The sequence below is a fragment of the Brevibacterium marinum genome (genome assembly GCF_011927955.1).
Lineage (GTDB): Bacteria > Actinomycetota > Actinomycetes > Actinomycetales > Brevibacteriaceae > Brevibacterium > Brevibacterium marinum.
Window position 1 is genome coordinate 3,235,412 of the sequence record NZ_JAATJN010000001.1, and the last position, 21,106, is coordinate 3,256,517.

At 62.5% G+C, this 21,106-nt stretch carries 26 protein-coding genes and 2 pseudogenes; 11 read left to right on the plus strand and 17 right to left on the minus strand.

The window, feature by feature from the left end; genetic code table 11:
• Window positions 1-9: 9 nt before the first annotated feature.
• On the minus strand, window positions 10-468 hold the full coding sequence (locus BKA07_RS14445; protein WP_167951501.1) for a DUF2695 domain-containing protein: 459 nt from the start codon (window positions 466-468) through the stop codon (window positions 10-12).
• 119 nt (window positions 469-587) lie between these two features.
• On the opposite strand from BKA07_RS14445, the gene BKA07_RS14450 reads away from it, so the two are divergent.
• Window positions 588-1,475, plus strand: a complete 888-nt coding sequence (locus tag BKA07_RS14450) for a carbohydrate kinase family protein (protein WP_167951502.1) — start codon at window positions 588-590, stop codon at window positions 1,473-1,475.
• Here the strand turns inward: BKA07_RS14450 and BKA07_RS14455 are convergent.
• Window positions 1,404-1,718, minus strand: a complete 315-nt coding sequence (locus BKA07_RS14455; RefSeq protein WP_167951503.1) for an SRPBCC family protein — start codon at window positions 1,716-1,718, stop codon at window positions 1,404-1,406. The two genes, BKA07_RS14450 and BKA07_RS14455, sit on opposite strands and share 72 nt — an antisense overlap.
• Window positions 1,719-1,939: 221 nt before the next feature.
• Entirely contained in the window at window positions 1,940-2,440 is a 501-nt protein-coding gene (locus BKA07_RS14460; RefSeq protein WP_167951504.1) for a winged helix-turn-helix transcriptional regulator, read from the minus strand.
• 84 nt (window positions 2,441-2,524) lie between these two features.
• Here BKA07_RS14460 and BKA07_RS14465 point away from each other — a divergent pair, with 84 nt between their 5' ends.
• Window positions 2,525-3,178 (plus strand): dihydrofolate reductase family protein, encoded by a 654-nt coding sequence (locus BKA07_RS14465; protein ID WP_167951505.1) that lies wholly within the window; start codon window positions 2,525-2,527, stop codon window positions 3,176-3,178.
• A gap of 80 nt (window positions 3,179-3,258) precedes the next feature.
• On the opposite strand, the gene BKA07_RS14470 is transcribed toward BKA07_RS14465, so the two are convergent.
• Window positions 3,259-3,945 carry an SDR family oxidoreductase gene (locus BKA07_RS14470; protein ID WP_167951506.1) on the minus strand — a complete coding sequence of 229 codons (687 nt, stop codon included), beginning with the start codon at window positions 3,943-3,945 and terminating at the stop codon, window positions 3,259-3,261.
• Window positions 3,946-4,037: 92 nt separating this feature from the next.
• On the opposite strand from BKA07_RS14470, the gene BKA07_RS14475 reads away from it, so the two are divergent.
• From BKA07_RS14475 to BKA07_RS14500, 6 genes are all read left to right on the plus strand, one after another.
• Complete coding sequence (locus tag BKA07_RS14475) at window positions 4,038-4,205, plus strand: hypothetical protein (RefSeq protein ID WP_167951507.1); 168 nt, start codon at window positions 4,038-4,040, stop codon at window positions 4,203-4,205.
• 113 nt (window positions 4,206-4,318) lie between these two features.
• Window positions 4,319-4,837: a M23 family metallopeptidase gene (locus BKA07_RS14480; protein WP_245161961.1), complete on the plus strand. Its 519-nt coding sequence runs from the start codon at window positions 4,319-4,321 to the stop codon at window positions 4,835-4,837.
• Window positions 4,838-4,912: 75 nt separating this feature from the next.
• On the plus strand, window positions 4,913-5,485 hold the full coding sequence (locus BKA07_RS14485) for a 1-acyl-sn-glycerol-3-phosphate acyltransferase (protein ID WP_167951508.1): 573 nt from the start codon (window positions 4,913-4,915) through the stop codon (window positions 5,483-5,485).
• Between the two features lie 9 nt (window positions 5,486-5,494).
• Window positions 5,495-5,908 (plus strand): PH domain-containing protein, encoded by a 414-nt coding sequence (locus tag BKA07_RS14490; protein ID WP_167951509.1) that lies wholly within the window; start codon window positions 5,495-5,497, stop codon window positions 5,906-5,908.
• A gap of 24 nt (window positions 5,909-5,932) precedes the next feature.
• A complete protein-coding gene (gene arfB, locus BKA07_RS14495) occupies window positions 5,933-6,373 on the plus strand; it encodes an alternative ribosome rescue aminoacyl-tRNA hydrolase ArfB (RefSeq protein WP_167951510.1) in 441 nt (146 codons plus the stop codon).
• A gap of 83 nt (window positions 6,374-6,456) precedes the next feature.
• Window positions 6,457-6,954, plus strand: a complete 498-nt coding sequence (locus tag BKA07_RS14500) for a mycothiol transferase (RefSeq protein ID WP_167951511.1) — start codon at window positions 6,457-6,459, stop codon at window positions 6,952-6,954.
• A 51-nt stretch (window positions 6,955-7,005) separates the two neighbouring features.
• On the opposite strand, the gene BKA07_RS14505 is transcribed toward BKA07_RS14500, so the two are convergent.
• The 3 genes from BKA07_RS14505 to BKA07_RS14515 form a co-directional block, all read right to left on the minus strand.
• Window positions 7,006-7,767 (minus strand): alpha/beta hydrolase fold domain-containing protein, encoded by a 762-nt coding sequence (locus BKA07_RS14505; protein WP_342449083.1) that lies wholly within the window; start codon window positions 7,765-7,767, stop codon window positions 7,006-7,008.
• A 194-nt stretch (window positions 7,768-7,961) separates the two neighbouring features.
• Window positions 7,962-8,801, minus strand: a complete 840-nt coding sequence (locus BKA07_RS14510) for an alpha/beta fold hydrolase (RefSeq protein WP_167951513.1) — start codon at window positions 8,799-8,801, stop codon at window positions 7,962-7,964.
• A 141-nt stretch (window positions 8,802-8,942) separates the two neighbouring features.
• Window positions 8,943-10,172 carry an alpha/beta hydrolase gene (locus BKA07_RS14515; protein ID WP_167951514.1) on the minus strand — a complete coding sequence of 410 codons (1,230 nt, stop codon included), beginning with the start codon at window positions 10,170-10,172 and terminating at the stop codon, window positions 8,943-8,945.
• Window positions 10,173-10,772: 600 nt separating this feature from the next.
• Here BKA07_RS14515 and BKA07_RS14520 point away from each other — a divergent pair.
• Complete coding sequence (locus BKA07_RS14520; protein ID WP_167951515.1) at window positions 10,773-11,837, plus strand: hypothetical protein; 1,065 nt, start codon at window positions 10,773-10,775, stop codon at window positions 11,835-11,837.
• Window positions 11,838-11,989: 152 nt separating this feature from the next.
• Here the strand turns inward: BKA07_RS14520 and BKA07_RS14525 are convergent, their stop codons facing one another.
• From BKA07_RS14525 to BKA07_RS14560, 9 genes and pseudogenes are all read right to left on the minus strand, one after another.
• Window positions 11,990-12,526 (minus strand): GNAT family N-acetyltransferase, encoded by a 537-nt coding sequence (locus BKA07_RS14525; protein ID WP_167951516.1) that lies wholly within the window; start codon window positions 12,524-12,526, stop codon window positions 11,990-11,992.
• The gene (locus BKA07_RS14530; protein ID WP_167951517.1) at window positions 12,523-12,843 is read right to left on the minus strand and encodes a HigA family addiction module antitoxin; all 321 of its coding nucleotides are present in this window, start codon (window positions 12,841-12,843) and stop codon (window positions 12,523-12,525) included. Before BKA07_RS14530 ends, BKA07_RS14525 begins: the two co-directional genes overlap by 4 nt.
• Complete coding sequence (locus BKA07_RS14535) at window positions 12,818-13,099, minus strand: type II toxin-antitoxin system RelE/ParE family toxin (RefSeq protein ID WP_167951518.1); 282 nt, start codon at window positions 13,097-13,099, stop codon at window positions 12,818-12,820. Before BKA07_RS14535 ends, BKA07_RS14530 begins: the two co-directional genes overlap by 26 nt.
• 111 nt (window positions 13,100-13,210) lie before the next feature.
• A complete protein-coding gene (locus tag BKA07_RS14540; protein WP_167951519.1) occupies window positions 13,211-13,366 on the minus strand; it encodes a hypothetical protein in 156 nt (51 codons plus the stop codon).
• Window positions 13,367-13,524: 158 nt separating this feature from the next.
• Entirely contained in the window at window positions 13,525-14,070 is a 546-nt protein-coding gene (locus tag BKA07_RS14545) for a dihydrofolate reductase family protein (protein WP_167951520.1), read from the minus strand.
• The gene (locus tag BKA07_RS14550; RefSeq protein ID WP_342449153.1) at window positions 14,070-14,627 is read right to left on the minus strand and encodes a DinB family protein; all 558 of its coding nucleotides are present in this window, start codon (window positions 14,625-14,627) and stop codon (window positions 14,070-14,072) included. The genes BKA07_RS14545 and BKA07_RS14550 overlap by 1 nt, the downstream gene beginning before the upstream one ends.
• Before the next feature lie 126 nt (window positions 14,628-14,753).
• A pseudogene (locus BKA07_RS19835) lies at window positions 14,754-14,921 on the minus strand (helix-turn-helix domain-containing protein); the annotation flags it as partial.
• Window positions 14,922-15,174: 253 nt separating this feature from the next.
• A complete protein-coding gene (gene ychF, locus BKA07_RS14555) occupies window positions 15,175-16,260 on the minus strand; it encodes a redox-regulated ATPase YchF (RefSeq protein ID WP_167951522.1) in 1,086 nt (361 codons plus the stop codon).
• Between the two features lie 62 nt (window positions 16,261-16,322).
• Window positions 16,323-17,519: an IS110 family RNA-guided transposase gene (locus BKA07_RS14560; RefSeq protein ID WP_167951523.1), complete on the minus strand. Its 1,197-nt coding sequence runs from the start codon at window positions 17,517-17,519 to the stop codon at window positions 16,323-16,325.
• 264 nt (window positions 17,520-17,783) lie between these two features.
• On the opposite strand from BKA07_RS14560, the gene BKA07_RS14565 reads away from it, so the two are divergent.
• Both BKA07_RS14565 and BKA07_RS14570 read left to right on the plus strand, forming a co-directional pair.
• On the plus strand, window positions 17,784-18,968 hold the full coding sequence (locus BKA07_RS14565; protein ID WP_167951524.1) for a DNA recombination protein RmuC: 1,185 nt from the start codon (window positions 17,784-17,786) through the stop codon (window positions 18,966-18,968).
• Between the two features lie 75 nt (window positions 18,969-19,043).
• A pseudogene (locus tag BKA07_RS14570) lies at window positions 19,044-19,909 on the plus strand (IS5 family transposase).
• A gap of 17 nt (window positions 19,910-19,926) precedes the next feature.
• Here BKA07_RS14570 and BKA07_RS14575 read toward each other — a convergent pair.
• On the minus strand, window positions 19,927-21,006 hold the full coding sequence (locus BKA07_RS14575) for a 4-hydroxy-3-methylbut-2-enyl diphosphate reductase (protein WP_167951525.1): 1,080 nt from the start codon (window positions 21,004-21,006) through the stop codon (window positions 19,927-19,929).
• Window positions 21,007-21,106 lie beyond the last annotated feature (100 nt).

Consider the following 21,106-nt stretch of genomic DNA (forward strand, 5'->3'; position numbering starts at 1 on the left):
GCCGCTTCCTCACCACCGGCTCTTGCGTGTCCAGTTTCCGCAGGGCTGGGTCGATCCTCGTCTCACCAACTGGCAGCACAGGTAGATCGTCTTCGCCGGTGGTTCGTCGATTCCGAAGGCATTGCGCAGGTCGATGGGCTCCTCCGATCTGAATCCCGTACCGATGACCTCTCCCCATTCCGCCCCGGTGAACCACGGGTGAGAGGACACCCAATACGCATTTCTGAACATCTCGCAGTCGCAGCAGCAGGCGCCCATGCTTCCCAACCTCTCCAGCAGCGCGGTGGCCCGCGGCGCGGTTCGATCGCGGAACGTCAGCGCGAAGCGGTGTGTTCCATCGCATCCGAACTCGCCGAGCTGGCGGAAGACGTAGCAGACCAAGCACTCCCCCGCCCGCGGAGTGAGGATCCGGGCGGAGGCCGCATCGACGACGGTTCTGACTTCTGATTCCATGATGTCTTCGTCCATGAGGCCACGGTTCCAGACGGCACTGACACGGACTTATCCCAAAGTGCTCATGTGACCGATATATGTACTATTCTGCCTGTTCAGACACTCGGCATCCGGTTGCGCATAGAATCGGGTCCATGAGCATTCTTGTCATTGGTGAGGCTCTCATCGACATCGTCAGTGCAGCCGGATCGCCGGATCGCTATGCGCCGGGTGGGGCTCCGGCCAATGTCGCCCTCGGCCTGGGGCGTCTCGGCTCGACGGTCGATCTGCTCACCGACGTCGGTGATGATTTCCACGGCGGGTTTCTGCTGGCCCACCTGCGGGAGTCGGGTGTCAGCGTGCATGCACGGCCGACGGGTTCGACCTCGACGGCACGAGCCGTGCTGTCGCCGGACGGATCGGCCGAATACGATTTCTCGCTTCGGTGGGCACCTGATGCCTCATTGGTCGACGACGGAGAGTGGTCGGCGATCCACGCCGGCTCGATCGCGGCCTTCCTGTCCCCCGGTGCCGCGGCCGTCGACGCTCTCCTGGAGCGGGGGCAGGCGTCCTCGGCTCTCCTGTGCTTCGATCCCAACATCCGCCCGACCATCATCGGAGCACACGAGTCGGCCCTCACCCGGTTCGAGGTCCTCGCCTCACGAGTCGACGTGGTCAAACTCAGCGATGTCGATGCGGATTGGCTCTACCCGGAGTCAAACCGCGAATCCCAGATCGAGCGGATCCTCGACCTCGGTGCCTCACTGGTGGCACTGACACGCGGATCGGAGGACGCCATCATCGCCACCGCCTCGGCGAGGGTGAGAGCTCCGGTGCGCACGGTCGACGTCGCGGACACGATAGGTGCAGGAGATTCCTTCATGTCGTCATTAGTGCACGACCTGCAGGACTCACGCTCACAGTTCGATGCCATGAGCGAGAGCGAGCTCAATCAACTCGGCGAGAATGCCTCACGACGTGCCGCCGTCACGGTTTCTCGCGCGGGCGCCGACCTCCCCTGGGCCAGCGAAGAGGGCGCCTAACTGCTCGAGGACGATTCGGTGTCCGTTGCGACTGCCCTCGATCATGTCCGGACCGACGAATGACACGACCTGATCGACGATCGAAACCCGCGTCCCCGCGGGGACGTCGGAGAAGGTCCACGTGATCAGGGCCGTGCCGAGCAGGTCTTGGCCTGACCACACGGTATCGGTGCAGACCGCATACGATCCCTCCTCGATGCAGATATAGGACATCGCGGCAGAGAATTCGAGCAGCGGATGCATCGTCAGCCCCCTTCACCCGCCGGAGAAGACGCTGTGGTTGCCGTCCTCGGTATCGGTCAGCAGACCGATGAACATGATTGCTCCCTCGAAATCGAATGTTCCAGGTGATCGCATTGTGGGTAGTTGCTGTTTGCAACCACCCACGATGCAACCACAGAGTTCCGGGCCGGACAAGCATCCTGAAAACGGTCAGCCGCTGGCCGGCCGATCGAACCGACCTATCATTCGGAGCCGGTGCCGCCCAGCGCGGCCTCGTACTCGGCCTGCAGTCGCTGCGAGGCTCGGGGTCGCGTCGGATCACGCAGCGCCGCGCCGAGGTGGGTCTCTCGCAGCTCGTCCATGAGGTCGTCGACGAGTTCAGGGGACTCGGCGAGGATGCGGGCGCGCACCGTCAGTTCCGGCGAGGTGGTTCGGTGGTTCATGCCCCAGGTGCCGAGCGCGACCATGACCGGCACGACCTGGATTCCCGCCTCGGTGAGGGTATAGGTCGCCTTCTGCCCTCTGACCGTGTCCGCGCGGGTGAGCAGGCCTTCGTCGACGAGTCTGTGCAGACGCGCGGCCAACATGTTCGATGCGATTCCCTCGTCGTTGAGAGTCAGAAGCTCACGGAAATGTCGCCGTCCGCCGAATACGATGTCGCGGAGGACGATGAGACTCCAGGAGTCCCCCAGCACTTCGACGGCGGCATTGATCGCGCAACCGGAGCGGGGCTCATTTCTCACTTCTTCCTCCCAAGTGGTTGCATTGCACAATCACTGCATTCTACGCTTGAGGCAACCATCGCTGACAATCACATCGGAGTGATCATGTTTCGTGCTCGCGTGCACAGCCAGTTCGTTTCCCTCGACGGCTTCTCCGCCGGCGATCATGTCACCTTCGACAAACCGATCGGTGATGCCCAAGCACTCTTCGGGTGGTTCGACGGGCGTGGCATCGAAGGCATCGGTGACGTCGAAGCTCCAGTGACCGTGGACCGGGCTCTCTTCGCAATGTGGGGTCAGGGTGTCGGTGCCGAGATCATGGGGCGAAAGAAGTTCGGGCCGCAGCACGGGCCGTGGCCCGATGACGGTTGGCGTGGCTGGTGGGGCGAGGAGCCGCCATTCAAGACACCGTGCTTCGTCCTCACACACCATCCCCACGAGCCTCTGCGCTTCCCCAATGGGACGAGCTTCGAATTCATCGATGCCGAGCCGACGCAGGTCCTGGAGCGTGCCCAGGAGGCGGCGAAGGGTCTGGATGTCCGCATCGGCGGTGGCCCATCGACGATCCGGCAGTTCCTCGCCGCTGATCTCATCGAATTCATGCACGTGGCAATCGTTCCGGTCACGCTGGGGCACGGGACGCGCCTGTGGGAGGGAATCGGTGGGGTCGAAGACCGCTTCACCATCGAAACGATCGGTTCCTCGAGCGGACTGACGCATCAGCTGTGGAACAGGAAGGATCGGGTGGGTTCGGCCTGAACCCACCCGATCCTGTTGAGCCGAGAGACCGCCGGCGAACGGTCGACCTCTTCAGGTTCGGCTATTCGCGAATGCTTCGATCACTTGATGGCATCTGCGATCGGAGTGCTTCCGTCGTAGAAGTTCACGGTCTGACGCACTGCGGCGTTCTTGTCGATGACGTAGGTCATGACATCGGCGACGAGCTCGCGCGAGGTGACCTTCGTGTCGCCGTCGGGTGTCACTCCGTCGACGTCTCCGTTCTCATCGGCCAACAGCACGCTGCCCTTCGACGGCTCCAGCGTCAGTCCGCCGGGTCCCAGGATCGTGTAATCGAGCGAGCTCGCCCGCAGGTGCTCGTCCGCACCGTGCTTGGCCTGCACGTAGGGGTAGAACGAACTGTCGGGATCGACTCGGTCGAGATCGACGCCGGCGGTCGCATAGGAGACGATGACGTAGCGGTCGACACCGGCCTTCGCACTGGCATCGATCGAACGCTTGGCCGCTTCGAAATCGACGGCGCGAGTCCGATCCGGGTTGCCGCCACCGGCGCCTGCCGAGAACACCACGGCCTTGGCTCCGGTGAAGAGTTCTTCGAGCTTGTCCGTATCGGCCGATTCGATGTCGAGGACGACCGGAGTGGCGCCCGCAGCCTCCACCTCGGCGGTCTGATCCGGGTTGCGGATGACGGAGTCCACCGAGTATCCGGCTTCCTTGAGCTTCGGCGCGGCCATGAGCGCGATCTTGCCGTGACCTCCGAGAATGACTACGCGGTCTGCCTCAGACATAAATTGCTCCTTCATCGGTGTGCTGGTGGCTCTGACATTGGCAACAGCCCCAAATGGCTGCGTTTTATTCCACACCGGGTATTCTCATCGTCATGTCGAGGTCTCCGCACATCGCTGCTGCCCTGCACACCATGGGCCGCGGCCACAAAGGCCCCTTCGCCCAGCGAGTCATGCTCCGCACGGGTTACGAACTGCGACACCCGCAACTGTTCGACCTCCTGTCAACCGCGCATGCGCGCTATGCGCGGCAGGTCCGATGACGTGAATGACCATGGACCCGAAGACACCGTCGCTCGATGTCAGCTACCCATTCACGGGCCGTTGGCTGGTCCAGAACAGTCCAGCTGATCGCGTACCCAGCCACGGAACGACAATGTTCGCCTCTGCACTCGCCATCGACTTCGTTCCCGTCGATGGGACCGGACGGTCGGCCCCTTACACTGTGGCATCGGTCTTCCGGTCAGAATCTCCGAACATATTCCCCGGGTTTGGCCAGTCGGTGCTGGCGCCGATAGACGGGATCGTTGTGGCCACCCAGCAGTCTGCGGCCGATCACTCGGCTCATCGGGGCCTGCCTTCAGTCCGGTATGCGCTGAGCCAGCGCAGCCGAATCGGTGGAAGCTGGACGTCAGCCGCCGGCAATCATGTCCTGATCGAATCTTCAGGCATTGTTGTCGCCATCTGTCACCTGCAGCGCGACAGCATCGCAGTCAGAAACGGACAAGAAGTGCGCATCGGCGACCTCTTGGGCCGTTGCGGAAATTCCGGGAACAGCACAGAACCCCACGTCCACCTGCAGGCCATGGACGGTCGTGAACCTGCGTCTGCCCGTGCGGTCCGACTGTCCTTCTCCGGCAATATTCCCAGCAACGGCACCGTGGTCGACGTCTGATGAGTCAGGCGATGCAGCGAAGGCTGCCATTCCCCCTGTGCACGATCGCCGCCATCGTCGTCTAACGTAGTCAGTATGCTTCGACGCCTTGCTGCCCGCGCGTTTTGGGCATTCGGACGGTGGAAGTTGGTCACCCAACCCGCCCCGAACCGCCCCACCGTGCTCATCGGTGCCCCTCATACGTCCAACTGGGACTTCGCACTCATGCTCGCGATCGCCTGGAGTCAGCGCATCGAGGTGCATTGGCTGGGCAAACACAGCCTGTTCGAGGGTTGGCGCGGCCCGATCATGCGCGGGCTCGGCGGCATTCCTGTCGACAGAACCGACCCCAGCCGCATTGTCGCCGAGGTGATCGACCGTGTCCATGCCGGTGAAGTCTTCGGCCTCGTCGTCACCCCCGATGGCACCCGCGGTGGCCACACCCATTGGAAGTCCGGCTTCTATCGGATTGCTCAGAAGACCGGCATGCCGGTGACACTCGGCTATGTCGATCGGACCACGATGACCACTGGGCTCGGGCCGACGATCGACATCACCGGTGACCTCTCCGCCGATATGGATCGAATCCGCACCTTCTACGCCGATAAGTGCGGTATCCGGCCTGAGAAACAGGTTGAGCCGCGACTGCGCGAGGAATGCGGACCCTAGAATGAGATCATGCGCGATTCGACCGAACCTGCCTCCACTCTGCTTGCCGCACTCAGCCGACAGCGGGAGAAACCTGCTCCTCTGAGCGCATTCAAAGTGGTCATCGACCGCTTCCTCGACAAGGACGAAGTCGTTCATCTCGCACTCGAGGGCAACGGATGGACGTGGGTCGACCCCTTGATACTGGCAACCGATCGGCGCGTCCTGCTTCTTCGCAGGGGCGTGTTCGGGTTCTGGAGCAGACTCGACGAGATCGCCGCCGGCGATGTCTCGGGCGCGAGCCTGAAGGTGAACATGTTCTTCGGCAAGGTCATCGTCAGTTCTCGCGACGGCAGACGCATTCGCATGGGGTACGACGCGGAAAAGCACGCTCGCGCCTTCGTCGACTCTCTCAACCGGATGGTCTCCGGCCACGACCGCTGATCTGCAGCTGAGGAGACGTATTTCGTGGATGACCTGCGTGTGCCTGCCGGACCTGGGATACCCCATGGGCTCGTCGTGCCGGGCAGCGAACTGTCCGAACAGTTCTCACGCTCCTCGGGCCCCGGGGGACAACATGTCAACACCTCCGACTCGCGAGTGCAGCTGAGCATCGACCTCGGATCGACGACGGTGCTGAACGAGGTCCAGCGACAGCGAGTCATCGCACGACTTGCCGCCAGGCTCTCCGGTACCGTGCTCACGGTCAGTTCGGACCAACAGCGCTCTCAGCTGAGGAATCGCAATGCCGCCAGAGCGCGTATCGCCGAACTCCTCCGAGGCGCACTGGCTCCACCAGTGGAGCGCAAAGCGACCACACCCTCACGCAACTCCCGGCGCCGGAGAGTCAGAGCCGAGCGGCGGCGATCCGAGATCAAACAGAATCGGCGACGACCTCGACCGGACTGACGTTTTCATTCGGGTAAGGCGAGTGATGTCGCGTGAGGTGACGACGAATGACATGAGTGGCAACGAAGAGCACAATGGGCCATATGAACAGCATTGAGATACTCACCGATCTGGCGCAGCGGCCTGTCGAGGCAGCCAAGCGCCTTCCCGCGCTCACACCCGAACAGCTCAACGCCCATCCCGGCGAGCACCCCAATTCGGTTGCCTGGCTGCTGTGGCACAGTGGACGCGAGGTCGACGCACAACTGTCCGACCTCACCGGTGACGAAGCGCTGTGGGAGAGCTTCAGAGACCGGTTCGGATTGGGACAGCTCGGCGACACCGTCGGCCTCGGTCACACGCCCGAGGAGGCGGCCGCGATCCAGGTTGATGATCAGCGTCTGCTCGTCGACTACCTGGAAACCACGCTGGGCTCTCTGGTGCGCTACGTCAGTGAGCTGTCGGAGAACGACCTCGGCGAGATCATCGACGAGAACTGGTCTCCCCCGGTCACACGCGGAGTGCGACTGACCTCAATCATCGACGATGCAGCCGTGCACGTCGGTCAGGCCGCCTATGCCGCAGGTGCCGTCACCGGTTAGGGCCTCTGCCCCGTACGTGCTCTGTCCGCATACGGGTTCGTCGGCTGATCGTCAGGTGCTCGGTCTCAGGCTATCGACCATGGTGCTCGCTGCCTGGTCTCCTGCTTTCGTCGGCAGGAGGGCGTAGACGTGCAGCTGGCCCTCTCCTTCGTGCCACGCCACTGATACGTCCGCGTCGTGGGCTCTGCCCCGCAGCACATGTGCGTCGGGGTTGAGCACGTCACGTGTGCCGGTGAGAATCGTCAGCGGACCGAGGCCTCCCATCTCGCCGAACAGCGGGCTGACGACCGGATCGTCCAGGTCATCTTCACCGCGCCATTCTTGGGCCAGAAACCGACCGCCGGGACGGCCCAGCCAAGGGTCGTAGGGTTGAACGACATCGATCTGCGGATTCGTCCAGGTCAGATCCAAGGCAGGCGACAGCAGGGTCGTGGCCGGCAGCTGCACGCCTTCGTCTCGCAGCTGCAGGGTCGCAGAAAGCGAGATCTGGCCGCCGGCGGAATCTCCTGCCAGCCGCACCTGATGGCCGCAGCCGAGTTCTGTGCGAATCAGGTCGATGACGCCGTCGCGTGCTCCGCGAGCCGTGCCGAAGGGCAGCAGCGGGTAGATCGGTACGATGACGCGTTGATCGGTCTCTCGAGCGATGCGGGCGATGAGCGTCCAGTGCTGAGGTGCGATCTCGTTGACCCAGCCTCCGCCGTGGACATAGACTACGACGGCCTCCGACCGCGTCCCGTGGGCTGCCGGAGTCGAAGGTTCAACATCATAGACCGGCCACCCCTTCGGGCCGGGCAGCCGACGATCCACACGCACACCCTGCAGTCTCGAGGGCGGAGCGTAAGAGGCGGGCCGAAGAAAGCGCTCACCGATACGCTGACGGGCACCTTCTGCGGTCATAAACGGACGATTGGCCCGTGTGACCCTGAGATAGACAGGGATGATCGATTCGGGAAGCAGGACGCGCAATGGATTCCTTTCACGCTCAGATGTCTGTGACGTTCACCTGCTCAGAGGCGAAGCATTGCAGTCGCGATGTCTTCGGTCGCCCTTTCCGGCATCTGCGTTCCCATACCCTCTTGGATCAGCAGCTGCGCGTCAGGGATCTCTGCGGCAAGCACCTCACCATTGCCGACGGGAAAGAACGGGTCGGCTCGACCGTGGATGACCAGACTTGGTATGCGCAGGTCGCCGAGGCGCTCTCGCCAGCGGGGTGAACAGTCGATCCGAGAGAAGACCTTGCCCAGCTGATTCGCCTGGTGGACCGAAGTCTCCGGCGTTGGGGTTCGGTCCCAGATCCGAGCGGCGGTGGCTCTCGCCTGTTCGGGATCGTTGCCCAGAGTGGTCGCGCCCTCGGCGGCATATTGGGCGACGGCTCGACGGTCGGTCCAGTCCGGTTGTGGGCGCGAGAGCACGGCCGACATCGCCGACTGGTCGTGGTCCGGCAGGTCATCGTCGACTGGGCCCGGCGCGACCGGCCTGGTGCTCACCAGCGTCAGTGCCGATACGACCTCCGGGTGATCAAGTGCCGCAACCTGGGCGGCCATTCCCCCGACTCCGACCCCACCGAGGTGAGCGGTCTCCGAACCGAGCGCGCAGATGAGTTTCGAAGCGTCATCGGCGAGGTCACGAAGATTGTAAGTCGGATCCTCCGGGTCACCGGTGGACGATTCCCCAGAGTCGCGCAGGTCGTAGCGAACGACTCTCCGGCCGCCCCCGGCCACTCGTCTGCACAGCGAATCGGGCCATGACAACATCGTGGTTCCGCCCGTGAGCAATACGAGAGGATCTTCTTCGCGGCCGAAGCTCTCAACACCGAGGTCGACGCCGTTGGCTCTGATAGTGGTCATACGGCACGATAGCACTGCAGGCAGCAGACCTCAGCCGCGTCCCGGACATGCTCACCGGCGGTCTCGCCGACTCCGACCCGGGGCGGTCCGCCGACGGCATCGCTCGATTGACGAGGTGCTCGTCGAGCCGCTGCCGCGTGGTTATCGAAGTCGTTCGGATAGGTATGCCTCTGCGATGCTGAGGTGTCCCTGGCTGCCGAGGGAGTTCTTCGCTGCCTGCGTGTAGGCGTGGTTCGCGAGCGGAATCTGCACCGTCTGGACGTCGGCTCCGCGGCCTCGGGCCGCGTCGGCCCATGCGAACTGGTCAGCGGGCGTGATGACGTCATCACGCATCGCGGTCATCATAAGCGTCGGCGGGGCGGAAGCAGTGAGGTGCGTGGCGGAATTCACTGTGGCGTAACGTTTCGGGAATTCCTCGGGGGTGCCGCCCGTGTAACTGGTCGCGAAGATGCGGGTACCCGTTCCCGCACCCGGACCTGCAGGTGCGTTCTCGTAGAGGCTCCTCACGTCGAACGCGGGGTAGTCGGCGACAATTGCAGACGGGGCGGGAACTTTCCCCCCGCACGACGATTCGGCGGTGCCCTCCGCTGCGGCACCGGCGGTGTTGGCAACCATGTTGCTGCCGGAACTCTCACCCCAAAATGCGAGACGCTCCATATCGGCACCGAGCGTGTCGGCATGGGCCTGAATCCAGGTCGCTGCGCACGCAACCTGGGAGGGCGCCTTCTGCCAGGTCGCGTTTTCCTTGGTGGCAAGTTCGTACTCGACCGACACGACCACGTAGCCGTGGTCCGCGAGTGTGCGAAGCTCTGAGCTCGCTGCGTTTGGTTCGCCCGCGATCCAACCGCCACCGTGGACGAACATGATCGTCGGTGCCGGGCCTTTCGCCTCCGCCGGTTCATAGATCGACAGGGAGAGGTCATCCCCCGAGCTCGTCTTCTCGTACACCTCCTGACGGTCGGGCGCAGCCGCGTCTATTGCGGACAGCCCGAACGTCGCGGTGAACAGATTCACCGAGCCACCGGCCGAGGTAATGGCGCTGACGAGAACTACGACCACAGCGATGTTCGCGACCGCGCCGATACCGCCGAGCACTGTTGCGATTGCACCGGTGCGCCGACGCCCCCTGCGCACAGCGAGGATTCCGACGAGGAGCACGATCAGCCCCACCAGAGCCACTATCGGCGCCACGGTGGGCGCCAACTTGGCCGCACCTGTGCTGAGAGGCCCAAGCCCGGGAAGGAGCGATGCGAGACCGATGATCGCGGCAATCACGCCCAGCCCAAGCGCGAGGATGAGCACCACTACGCGGAATGCTTTCGCGACGCCGCCTCGTTCCGAATGCCGTAACGAACTCTCGCTGTCGGCCATCTTCAATCCTCAACTTTCGATCTTCCAGGTTGACTCTCCACCCACATCAGATCTCGTCGTTGCGATCATATGCTGACGGCAGTGGTCACTATAACGCAGTGGCCTGAGCCGCATTCGACATACAACAGCGGAGAACCAGTCCGAGATCCTCGGCGTTGCCTCTGGCACGCTGGTCAGTCATGCAGGAGTGCGCTGTGGGAGGTGCTCCACGCCGCGCGGACCGCTGAGCCGCGCAGTGCTCCGCGAAGATCGATTCGACACGGTGGACGACCGTGCTGTTTCATTTGCCTCCAGTACGGGGTCGACTCACGTGCTGCGTGCAAACCGAAACGCCGCCCTCACCTGGGCACACCAGCCATCGAACCGATCATCGATGCCCGATCAGGGCCGGTGACTGAGACAACTCACTCCGTTTCCGAGTAACGGCATACTCGTGCCCGAAACGAAACGCGGAAACGTATACCATGTGGACATCGATGACCGTCCGGATAGTTCCGCCGTGAAAGGAAACCGAAGCATATGTCCCCGGACTCTGACGGAACCGCGCAAAGTCTGATCCTGGACGAGTCAATCGAGCCGAATCCGAGGAAGCTGTTCGACATGAGGGAACGCTTCGCTCCGATCACCAACCTGCTTGGTATCGGCGACCCAGATGTACAGAAGATCGGCGACCGATGGTGGATGTTCTTCGGTGGTTTCCACACCGGGTTCAAGAACAATCTGTTCAGTGCGAGTCTGCCCGCAGGTGCACCGCTGAGCAGCGACCAATGGGCGATCACCACCCAGAAGAACAAACCCCGACGTGCAGCTCCGTTGGTGGCTCAGCCCCGGCGAGGAAGTTGGGATGCCACCGGTCTCCACACACCAAGCTACGCCATCGGCACCGGGGTGGATGACTCCGGACAATTCTATGCTTGCGAGCGCATCTACTACGCGGGACGAAACTCGCCGAGCATCATCGACAACAGCAAACCGATTTCTATCGGCGTCCTCGAAAAGACTCCACGAGGCTGGGTACGGTACCCGCGGCCGGTTCTCGTCGGCACCTCCGAGTTTGCGAGCGTGCTCGAGCCGAAGGTGCGCTATCTCCAAGGCAAGTGGCGAATGTGGTACGCAACCACACCCCGAGTGGCCGGTAAGAGGACGCCCCCGATCTACCAGATCCGTTACGTCGAAAGCGAGGACGGTATAACCAACTGGAGCCCGCCCCGGGTGCTGTTCTCCACAGACGAGGGATACTTCGATGCTGTCGTGAATCCGAGTACCGATGGATACGAGATGGTGACCTGCCGCAGCGGCAACCTCTCCGGCGCATCCGCCTTCCCAACCCAGGGCTTGTGGTGGCTCTCATCGCAGGTTCCGTCAGGCAACCGGACAGATTGGTCACACGAACCCCTCCCGATCCTCGAGGTCGATTCCGCCGCCGCGGACTGGTACGCCAACGGCGTTGTGGGCCCCTCGGCCCAATACGGCGACACCGACGAAGACCGCAGCACGATGTACGTCTTCTTTACCGGAGTCAGTTGTGAGACTGACTGGCTGCGGGCGGCAAGGAAGTCAGTCGTCAGGGGGTCCAGGCCGCCATTCCCCGCGCCGTTCTATCTCAGCATCGCGAGGGCGCAGTTTCGCAGGGGACAACATACTGCTGGCCGTGCCATCGAGTGAGAGGAGATGACGACCGCTGGGTGACGCGAGCGCAGCAGCAACGACGCCGGGGTCCGGAACTGGCGGTTCCGGAGCCCCTCCCCGCTCCGACCGCTATACGTTAAACCAGAATTCAACCGAGTTTCGGCGCGTAGGGCCATCTGACCCCACAGTTACCCGTCGATCATCGGGATGGGATCCAACGATGGTGAAGGATCGGATCTCAGCCTCCCGTAGGTGTCCACGTCGATCCGCTGCCCGCCCACGAGGAACTTCTCGCGCTCGGTTCCCTCTTTCACGAACCCCGCACGCCTCGCTACCGCTCCAGATGCTGGGTTGTTCACCCGATGACCGAGTTCCAGGCGCGCCAGCTCGCCTGTCGTCAGCGCCCACCGAGCGATGGTGGCCGCAGCCGCGGCGGTCCATCCGCGTCCGCGAGCGGCATCGGTCATCCAATACCAGAACCAGCCGCTGCGATTCTCGTCGTCAACACTCACGCACACCAGGCCGACCAGCGCGTGGTCGGCAACGATGGCCCACGCATCGTGGCGCGAGTCCGACTTCACCAAGCGGCTCACATAGCGCTCAGCCTCAGCTAGCGTTGACACGTCGCCCTGGCGAGCCATGTCGGGGTTAGACATGAAGGCAGCGAGAACGGAGGGCGCATCAGCACGACGAAGCCGGCGCAATGCCGGGGGCGCAGCTTTCACCCGACGCTCAACGGCGTGATCGCGGCGACCTTGTCGCGTAGCGCCCGGCGCTCGAGCCGCAGCTCATAGTTCGACTGCAGGTTCATCCAGAATTCCTCGGACGTCCCGAAGTACCGTGCCAGACGGATCGCTGTGTCCGCGGTGATACCGCGCTTGCCGTGCACGATCTCGTTGATCCGCCGCGGCGGCACGTCGATGGACACGGCCAGCTTGTTCTGCGTGATCGCGAAGCCCTCTATGAAATCCTCCATCAGGATCTCTCCCGGGTGGATCGGCTCGATCAGGTCGGCCTCAGGGGTAGTCGACGAGTTCGACATTGTCTGCACCTCCCTCTCTCCAGACGAAGCAGAAACGCCATTGCGCGTTCACCCGGATGCGGTGCTGGCCGCGACGGTCGCCCACCAGCCGTTCCAACCGGTTCCCCGGAGGAATCCGAAGATCCTCCACATCCTTGGCCGCATGGATCAGCCCGAGCTTCCGCATGGTCACCCGCTGCACCGTCCGATCGACGCGCTTGACGTACTGCTCATGCCAGATGCGTTCAGTGTCCTTGCTCCCGAACGATCTGATCACGAAACCAGCATATAACGCGAGTCGTCAATAACGCTAGACGTTAAACTGGAATTCCACCACATGCCCACACGTGGGGCAATCTCACTCAGCAGTGGTAGTGCGCCTGCAGGATCACGAGACCATCGACGTCCACAGGTACACCAGCCATCGATCGTCGGTGATGCGCCGCGACCACGGACCCTGCGCTCCGTGCTTCATCTGCCATTCAAGGTCGTAGACCTCGACGGCGACATGGTCCTCGTTCACGCACTCGATCAGCGGCAACATGGTTGTGCACACCTTGCTGTTACTGATGGACATGATGTAAGGACCTCTTCGGTCAGACGATTGGTCGCACCATGGGGGCAGTCATGTCGTACCGAGAATCTGAACTCCACTACGTTCTGCAGCTGAACAGCCTCAGCGAGCGGCTCTCCCTGCTTCGCTCAGCGGGATCCCAGTGGGCCGACTACATCAAAAGTGGCCGTCAAGAAGTCCCGATTGCGCTCGCAGTTCCGTAATGAGAGATCGAATGCTCCATCGAACAGCGGTCTCCCTGAGCCGAGCATCACTGGCGCAATGGAGACCTTGATTTCGTCCAGCATCCCGGCGGATGCGAAGGACCCGGCCAGATTGCCGCCGCCCATCATCCACACGTCCTTTTCGCCAGCAGCCTCCTCGATGGCCGCACGATGATCAGTCGGTTCCCCGGCGAGGAATATGACATGCTCGTTCGCTGGTTTCAGGCCACGGTGGGTGAATACGAAGGTCGGCATCTGCGGCAACCAATCAGGATGGTTCTCGAGCACCCACCGATAGGTCGTCGCTCCCATTACCTGCGCACCGACGTCCGCTATGAGGGCGTCGGCGCTGCCTGGGCCGTCTACGTCGATATCCTGTTTGAACAGCCAGGCGAGCGAGTCGTGCTCGTCGGCCAGGAAGCCGTCCAAGGTGGTGGCGGTGTAGTAGCGGTAGCGATTTGTGTTTGTCATTACAGGCCTCCTGACATGTGGCGGTGCCATATGATCGGGTCGGGATCGAGATGATTGACATCAGTTCCGGACTGCGTCAGCATCCAGCGGACGATTTGGCGTCGGTGTGCCGAGAACGTGAGGACATGTGCGACGATCTGAGAGAACAAGAAGGACTCAGGCGGGTCGCACAGCGCGTCGATCACCCGGTCACCCCAGGCGCCGCGGCGTTCGATCGCTCGGGTCGTCGCGAGCCACCGGGCGGCGATCTCGTCATGTCGTCGACGTAACGTCACCGCGTCGTCCCTGCCTCCGAGGTCCGGCGAGTCCTCGCCGTCAATGCTGGCAAGCCATGGAAGCTTGTCAAGTGCGAGATGACGGAGTACGTCAGCGAGCGTGGTCTCCGTCCCTACCCACGACAGAACCTGATGTCCTGGCATCCGTACGCGCCGGTATTCCTGGTCGTCGACAGACGTCGCGGCCGCGAGCAAATCGTCGGTGTCGTCCAGATCGTGCCGGATCATCAACGCCACCACGTCGCCTGCGAACTGTTCCTCCTCGGCGTCGATATAGAGCACCGTCGGAGAATGGAAATGGATGCCGTTCGGTGCGGGCAACCAGTGCGTCCGTTCGCCCTGGGTCGGCCACGCACTCGGAGCACACCCGAACGCACGGGAGAACGCACGCGAGAACCCATCGGCCGAGTCGTATCCTGCCGAGAACGCTGTGTCCGTCACGGAGCTTCCGCGCCGCAACTCCCAGGCAGCTCGCTCCAACAACACTCGCCGCCGGATCGCCACGGGCGACTCCCCCGCCGCGCTGCGCACTTGACGTGTGAAATGGAACGGCGAGGAGTACGACGATCCGGCCATCTGGCCAAGGACGGCACTTTCACCCTCGTGGTCAGCAAGCACCACGTCGAGTAACTGTCGGATCCGGTCACGCCCGCTTCTAACCTTGTTCACCTGACCAGTATGCCCAGACTTGTGGGTCCCGCACCCGACCGATCTTGCTCAGATCCAATGCGACGGCATCCCGACACATTCTTCTCGATACACCAAGGACGAGCATTTGTCGCGAATCCATGAACCGGGAACGCCGGCCCCTGGAGCAAGTCCCAGCTACTTACACATTGAACCGGAACTCCACCACGTCGCCGTCGACCATCACATACTCTTTGCCTTCCATCCGGACCTTGCCGGCGGATTTGGCGGCAGCCATGGTGCCATTGACATCCAGGTCTTCGAAGGAGACGACCTCTGCCTTGATGAAGCCCTTCTGGAAGTCGGTGTGGATGACGCCGGCCGCCTCGGGGGCAGTTGCGCCCTTCGGAATCGTCCACGCCCGGGATTCCTTGGGGCCGGCGGTCAGGTAGGTCTGCAGTCCCAAGGTGTCGAACCCGACCCGGGCCAACTGGTCCAGGCCCGCTTCCTCCTGGCCGGTCGATTCCAACATCTCACGGGCCTCCTCTTCGTCGAGCTCGGCGAGCTCCGATTCGAATTTGGCATCGAGGAAGATCGCTTCGACGGGCGCCACCAGGTCGCGCATCTGAGCCTTCTTCTCCTCATCAGCGAGGACATCGTCGTCGACGTTGAAGACATAGAGGAAGGGCTTGACGGTCATCAGCTGAAGTTCGTGCAGCGCAGTGACGTCGAAGTCGTCGGCCTGCATCGCCTGATAGAGGGTCTTCCCGCCCTCGAGAATCTCGACGGCTGAGTCGATCGCGGTCAGCTGCTCGGCAGGGGCACGCTTGCCTTTGACCTCTTTCTCGATCCTCGGTCGTGCTTTCTCCAGGGTCTGAAGATCGGCGAGGATGAGTTCGGTGTTGATCGTGCCGATGTCGTCGGCAGGACTGATCTTGCCGTCGACATGGACGACATCGTCATCGACGAATCCGCGGATGACCTGGCAGATCGCGTCTGCCTCTCGGATATTGGCGAGGAACTGATTCCCCAACCCCTCGCCTTCGGAGGCGCCGCGGACGATTCCCGCGATATCGACGAAGTCGACGGTTGCGTTGAGGATGCGTTCGGAGTTGAAGAGCTCCGCCAGCCGAGTCAGTCGCGCGTCGGGCAGCGGCACGACGCCTACGTTCGGTTCGATCGTCGCGAACGGGTAGTTCGCAGAGAGAACTTGATTCTTGGTCAATGCATTAAACATGGTCGACTTGCCGACGTTGGGCAGTCCCACGATTCCGATAGTTAGAGCCACGGTAGCCAAGTCTATCCCGCCGCCGAGGTGGTCCTCGAATTGGCATGATGCTCCTATAGATGTCAAACGGATTCGAGCAGGTATTTGCGGTACTCATCGGCGAATTCGTCATTGCGAGCCAGCCCGCGTTCGAGTCGTGAGATCGTGATGACCCATGTGCTGAAATGCTCGGCAACGGTTTTGAGAGTCATCTTCTTCGATTGCCGAAAAGGTCGTAGATCGTCAATAGCAGGCACGGCTGGTGGGTTGGTGATCAGGGAATACACCTCGTTGGCGACGTAACGCTTCAAACACCGCATGATCTCTTTCTTCGACTTCCCCTCTGCTGTCCGACGCGCCACATACCTTTTGGTGCGTGGATCGCGGGCCATTCGGACTTTCACGATGTCGTAGAGCGCACTGTTTGCTTGTCGGTCACCACCCCGGTTGAGTCTGTGCCGGTTCGTCTTGCCCGATGATGCCTGCAAAGGGCTGGCCCCACAGAGTGCCGCGAACGCGGCCTTCGACGTGATCCGCTCCGGGTTCTCTCCCGCAGTGACCAATAGCTTCGCAGCGGAGACCGGGCCGATGCCCTTGGCCGCTGCCAGTGCTGGAGCGATGTCCTTGGTGAGGGCGGCGAGCTGGTCGTAAGCGGTGTCGATCTCGTCGGTGAGGAACTCGATACGACGAGCCAGTCGGTGCAGGACGATTTCGAGATGGTCATCTGCTGCCGGTGGGGTTGCGAGGAGAGCCGCGTGGAGGTCATCACTGTTGAGTCCGGCGTACTGCTCCCGGACGGCAGCGGGCGCGGTGGTGAGGAAATGGATGATCTGCGTGGTGGCGGCCGTGCGAGCCTTGATCGCCGTCGTCCGGGCCTTCAACAGCATGCGGATGCCGTCGATGGCTCCGCCGAGGAGTTTCGGGACTGGGAGGTCATCGGCGTCGGCAGCGACGGTCTTCGCCGCGGAATAGGCGTCGATGGGGTCGGACTTCCCGCCGCGTCGGGTCTGCCTGTTGGGGCGGATGACTTCTTTGACGGTGATGTTGTGGGTGCGCAGGTAGGCGGTGATTCCGGCCCCGTAGGAGGCGGTGCCTTCGATGCCGATGGCGATGATGGTGCCGAAGGTGAGGACGAAGTCGAGCAGTGACTGATAGCCGATGCCGGTGGTGGGGAACTCCTGATCACCGAGTTTCTTGCCGACTTCGTTGATGATGCCGACGTGGTTCGTGTTCTGGTGGGTGTCGATGCCTGCGTACACATTCGGTCGTGGTGCTGTCATGATGGTGTCTGCCTCTTCCATTGGACTGGTGGGGCGAGGGCCAGTCGGTCGGGCAGACAGGACGTAGACGAGACTCCGTGGTCGCGGAGTCACGCTCCTATGAGGTCATGTCCCCACCGGCTGGTTCTCTTCGGTGGGTGACAGAGTCTCCGGTGGACTGATCACGAGAAGGACACCACATTGGTGGGGCAGTCAGTGCCCGGGTCACACCGGAAATCTGTCTTTAACATTCTCTACGTCAGTGCCGTCTGTCACGCTTGGGTCATGATTTCTTTCCCCGCCGCAGGACTCATCACCGGCTTCATTCTGGCGATCGTCATCAGCGCCGCCCTCGGCTTCCTCCTCGGGCGTGCACTCACCCGTTCCCGCTATATCGAGCGACTCACCCGCGCAGAAACCACGTCTCGCATTCTCACCGACAGGACCGAGGATCTGGAAGCCGATGCGCAGATGGCCGGTGAGATCACGGCCGCCATCGGGCCATTGGCCGCAAGCGTCAACCACCTCCAGGAGAATCTTCAGGACCAGGACCGCACACAGCTGGAGCAGATCACCCGCCTCAACACACAGATCGGTCAGCTCAGCCAACAGAATCTCCGCCTGCAGGAGCAGACGGGCTCACTGGCCGGTGCGCTCAACTCGACGACTCAGCGAGGAGACTGGGGCGAGGTTCAGCTGCGACGCATCGTCGAATACTCAGGGCTCCTCCCCCACGTCGACTTCGACACTCAGGTCAGCAGCACCCGAGACGGCAGGAGTCACCGTCCGGATATGACGGTCAATCTGCCCGGCGGCGGGACGATCATCATCGATGCCAAGACTCCACTGTCGGCGCGGATGGAATCTGCTGACGCCACCGACGAGGATCATGCTCGCGCACTGCTGCGCCATGTCGACTCCCTCGCATCCAAGGAATATTGGAAGTCGTTCGAAGCGGCTCCGGACTTCGTGGTCTGCTTCGTGCCCACGGACGGACTGCTGTCGTCGGCGGCGGCCACCTACCCGAAGATGATCGACCATGCTTTGGGCAAGAACGTCGTCCTCGCTTCCCCGGCGACTCTTCTCGTTCTGCTCAAGACGGTAGCCCTCAATTGGCGGCAGGCGGATATGAGCACGTCTGCCACTGAAGTCCTCAGGCTCGGCACAGAACTCTACGAACGCATCGGCACTCTGGTCAGTCATGTGACGCGAATGGGGTCGAGTCTCGACCGGTCTGTCGACGACTACAATCGATTCGTCGCCTCTTTGGAGTCACGATTCCTCGTCACTGCGCGAAAATTCCCGTCCACGGGGATCGTCGACACCGAACTCGATGCGGTTGCGCAATTGGATTCGCGCAGTCGCGGGGTCAGCGCAGAAGAGCTCATACGACCGTCCTCCGCGGGTCAGGATCCCTTCACGTCGGAGAGCCCGACCGATCTGAGAGGGCGCCATACGGGCACCGCCTAGCGCGTGTCCTGTAAGTGTTCGGACCGGCGGCGTGGCTGCTATTCATGGGTCCTGATTTCTGCTCACCTAGAGGACATGGTTGGACGCGGAGAACTCACGGACAAGGCATGGGAGGCCATCGCTCCACTGCTACCGGCCAACGGTAGAGGCCGCAGGTGGCGCGACCACCGCCAGGTGATCAATGGAATCCTGTGGAAACTGCGCACCGGAGCACCGTGGCGAGATGTCCCCGACAGGTACGGGCCGTGGAAGACCTGTCACGAGCGGTTGAGGATCTGGACCATGAACGGCACCTGGGCAAAGATCCTCGACGAAGCCGTCGTCAAGGACGACGCTACCGGCGACCTCGAGTGGGTGCTGTCAGTGGACTCGACCTCCGTTCGGGCACACCAGCACGCGGCTGGTGCCCGGAAAAAGGGGGCTGCACTGATCCGGTCGAGGCCCTCGCTGTGGCCGGAGAATGCCTCGGCCGATCCCGCGGAGGACTGACCTCGAAGATCCACCTGGCCGTTGATGGAGCGGGGATACCGCTGAGCATCATCCTCACCGACGGCCAAGTCGGAGACAACCCGCAACTGCTGCCGTTGCTGAACAAGATCAGTGTTCGCCGCCAAGGTCCGGGCCGGGCACGCACTGTCCCGGATGCGGTACTGGCCGATAAGGCGTATTCGCACCCGTCGACCAGAGCGGCGATGCGGGCAAAGAGAGTGAGGTTCACCTGTCCGGAGCGGTCGGATCAGATCGGCCGTCGTCAGGCGAAAGGCCCGGCCGGTGGCCGCCCACCTGCCTTCGACCGGGAGGAATACAAGCGTCGGAACCTGGTTGAGAGGTGCTTCAACCGGTTCAAGCAGTTCCGTGACCTGGCGACTCGTTATGCCAAACGTGCCGCTTATTACACCAGTGAGATCATCATCGCCAGCCTCGTCCTCCGCCTCAGATGACACTTACAGGACACGCGCTAGACGAGGTCGTGATTCCGATCGGCACCATCGCGCTTGTTCGACGTCTTCTTGCCTGCGGCTTTGAGGTCCTTGCGCAGCTGACTCGGCATGGAGAAGATGACGTCCTCCTCCGCTGTGACGACTTCCTCGACGCTCCCGAATCCATAATCGGCCAGCAGTTGCAGGAGGTCCTGGACCAGCCCGTCGGGCACGCTGGCTCCGGAGGTCACCCCGACCGTCGAGACTTCGTGGAACCAGGTTTCATCGACCTCACGCGCAAAGTCGACACGATGAGCGTCCTTGGCTCCGTGCTCCAGAGCAACTTCGACCAGACGCACGGAGTTCGACGAATTCGCCGAGCCCACGACCAGAACCAGATCGGACTGCGGAGCGATCTCCTTCACAGCCGCCTGGCGGTTCGAAGTGGCATAGCAGATGTCATCGCTCGGAGGGTCCTGCAGGTGTGGGAATCGCTGACGCAGAATGTCGACCGTGGCCATCGTTTCGTCGACGCTCAACGTTGTCTGCGAGATCCAGACCAGGCTCTCTGCCTCGTCGATTTCGACGGTCTTCGCTTCCTCCGGGTTCTGGATCAGTGTGATGTCGTCGGGTGCCTCACCCATCGTGCCTTCGACCTCTTCGTGTCCGGCGTGACCCACGAGAAGGATCCGGTAGCCGTCACGGGCGAAGCGAACGGCCTCGCGATGGACCTTCGTCACCAAGGGACAGGTGGCGTCGATCGTGGAGAGCTCACGCGCGGCCGCCTCGGCGTGGACGGCCGGGGACACGCCGTGTGCGGAGAACACGACACGAGCGCCTTCAGGGACTTCATCCGTCTCGTTGACGAACACGGCACCGCGCTCGGACAGAGTGTCGACAACATGCCGGTTGTGCACAATCTCCTTGCGCACATAGACGGGAGCACCGTAGTGCTCGAGAGCGCGCTCGACGGCGATCACTGCGCGATCGACACCGGCGCAGTATCCGCGCGGGGCGGCCAGAAGCACCTTCTGGTCAGCGTCCTCGGGCGTCCGGATGTCCTCCGGAGCAACACGTTTGCGCGGAATCGTGGGCGTGGGAACAGATACGGCAGTCACAGGCCCAGTTTAGGCCGAAGACCTCGACGACGGCTAGAAAGGTGAAGCATTCCACAGCACAGTTTTGGGGTTCGACGCACCTGCGAGGCGATGAGATGCT

Coding starts and splice junctions, on each gene's coding strand:
- BKA07_RS14530 (WP_167951517.1), bottom strand. CDS start 12,843: ATGTCGAACTCGTCGACTACCCCTGAGGCCGACCTGATCGAGCCGATC.
- BKA07_RS14520 (WP_167951515.1), top strand. CDS start 10,773: ATGAGGGAACGCTTCGCTCCGATCACCAACCTGCTTGGTATCGGCGAC.
- BKA07_RS14450 (WP_167951502.1), top strand. CDS start 588: ATGAGCATTCTTGTCATTGGTGAGGCTCTCATCGACATCGTCAGTGCA.
- BKA07_RS14470 (WP_167951506.1), bottom strand. CDS start 3,945: ATGTCTGAGGCAGACCGCGTAGTCATTCTCGGAGGTCACGGCAAGATC.
- BKA07_RS14565 (WP_167951524.1), top strand. CDS start 17,784: ATGATTTCTTTCCCCGCCGCAGGACTCATCACCGGCTTCATTCTGGCG.
- BKA07_RS14500 (WP_167951511.1), top strand. CDS start 6,457: ATGAACAGCATTGAGATACTCACCGATCTGGCGCAGCGGCCTGTCGAG.
- BKA07_RS14545 (WP_167951520.1), bottom strand. CDS start 14,070: ATGACAAACACAAATCGCTACCGCTACTACACCGCCACCACCTTGGAC.
- BKA07_RS14445 (WP_167951501.1), bottom strand. CDS start 468: ATGGACGAAGACATCATGGAATCAGAAGTCAGAACCGTCGTCGATGCG.
- BKA07_RS14485 (WP_167951508.1), top strand. CDS start 4,913: ATGCTTCGACGCCTTGCTGCCCGCGCGTTTTGGGCATTCGGACGGTGG.
- BKA07_RS14560 (WP_167951523.1), bottom strand. CDS start 17,519: ATGACAGCACCACGACCGAATGTGTACGCAGGCATCGACACCCACCAG.
- BKA07_RS14490 (WP_167951509.1), top strand. CDS start 5,495: ATGCGCGATTCGACCGAACCTGCCTCCACTCTGCTTGCCGCACTCAGC.
- BKA07_RS14465 (WP_167951505.1), top strand. CDS start 2,525: ATGTTTCGTGCTCGCGTGCACAGCCAGTTCGTTTCCCTCGACGGCTTC.
- BKA07_RS14540 (WP_167951519.1), bottom strand. CDS start 13,366: ATGTTGCCGCTGATCGAGTGCGTGAACGAGGACCATGTCGCCGTCGAG.
- BKA07_RS14515 (WP_167951514.1), bottom strand. CDS start 10,172: ATGGCCGACAGCGAGAGTTCGTTACGGCATTCGGAACGAGGCGGCGTC.
- BKA07_RS14475 (WP_167951507.1), top strand. CDS start 4,038: ATGTCGAGGTCTCCGCACATCGCTGCTGCCCTGCACACCATGGGCCGC.
- BKA07_RS14455 (WP_167951503.1), bottom strand. CDS start 1,718: ATGCATCCGCTGCTCGAATTCTCTGCCGCGATGTCCTATATCTGCATC.
- BKA07_RS14510 (WP_167951513.1), bottom strand. CDS start 8,801: ATGACCACTATCAGAGCCAACGGCGTCGACCTCGGTGTTGAGAGCTTC.
- BKA07_RS14480 (WP_245161961.1), top strand. CDS start 4,319: ATGTTCGCCTCTGCACTCGCCATCGACTTCGTTCCCGTCGATGGGACC.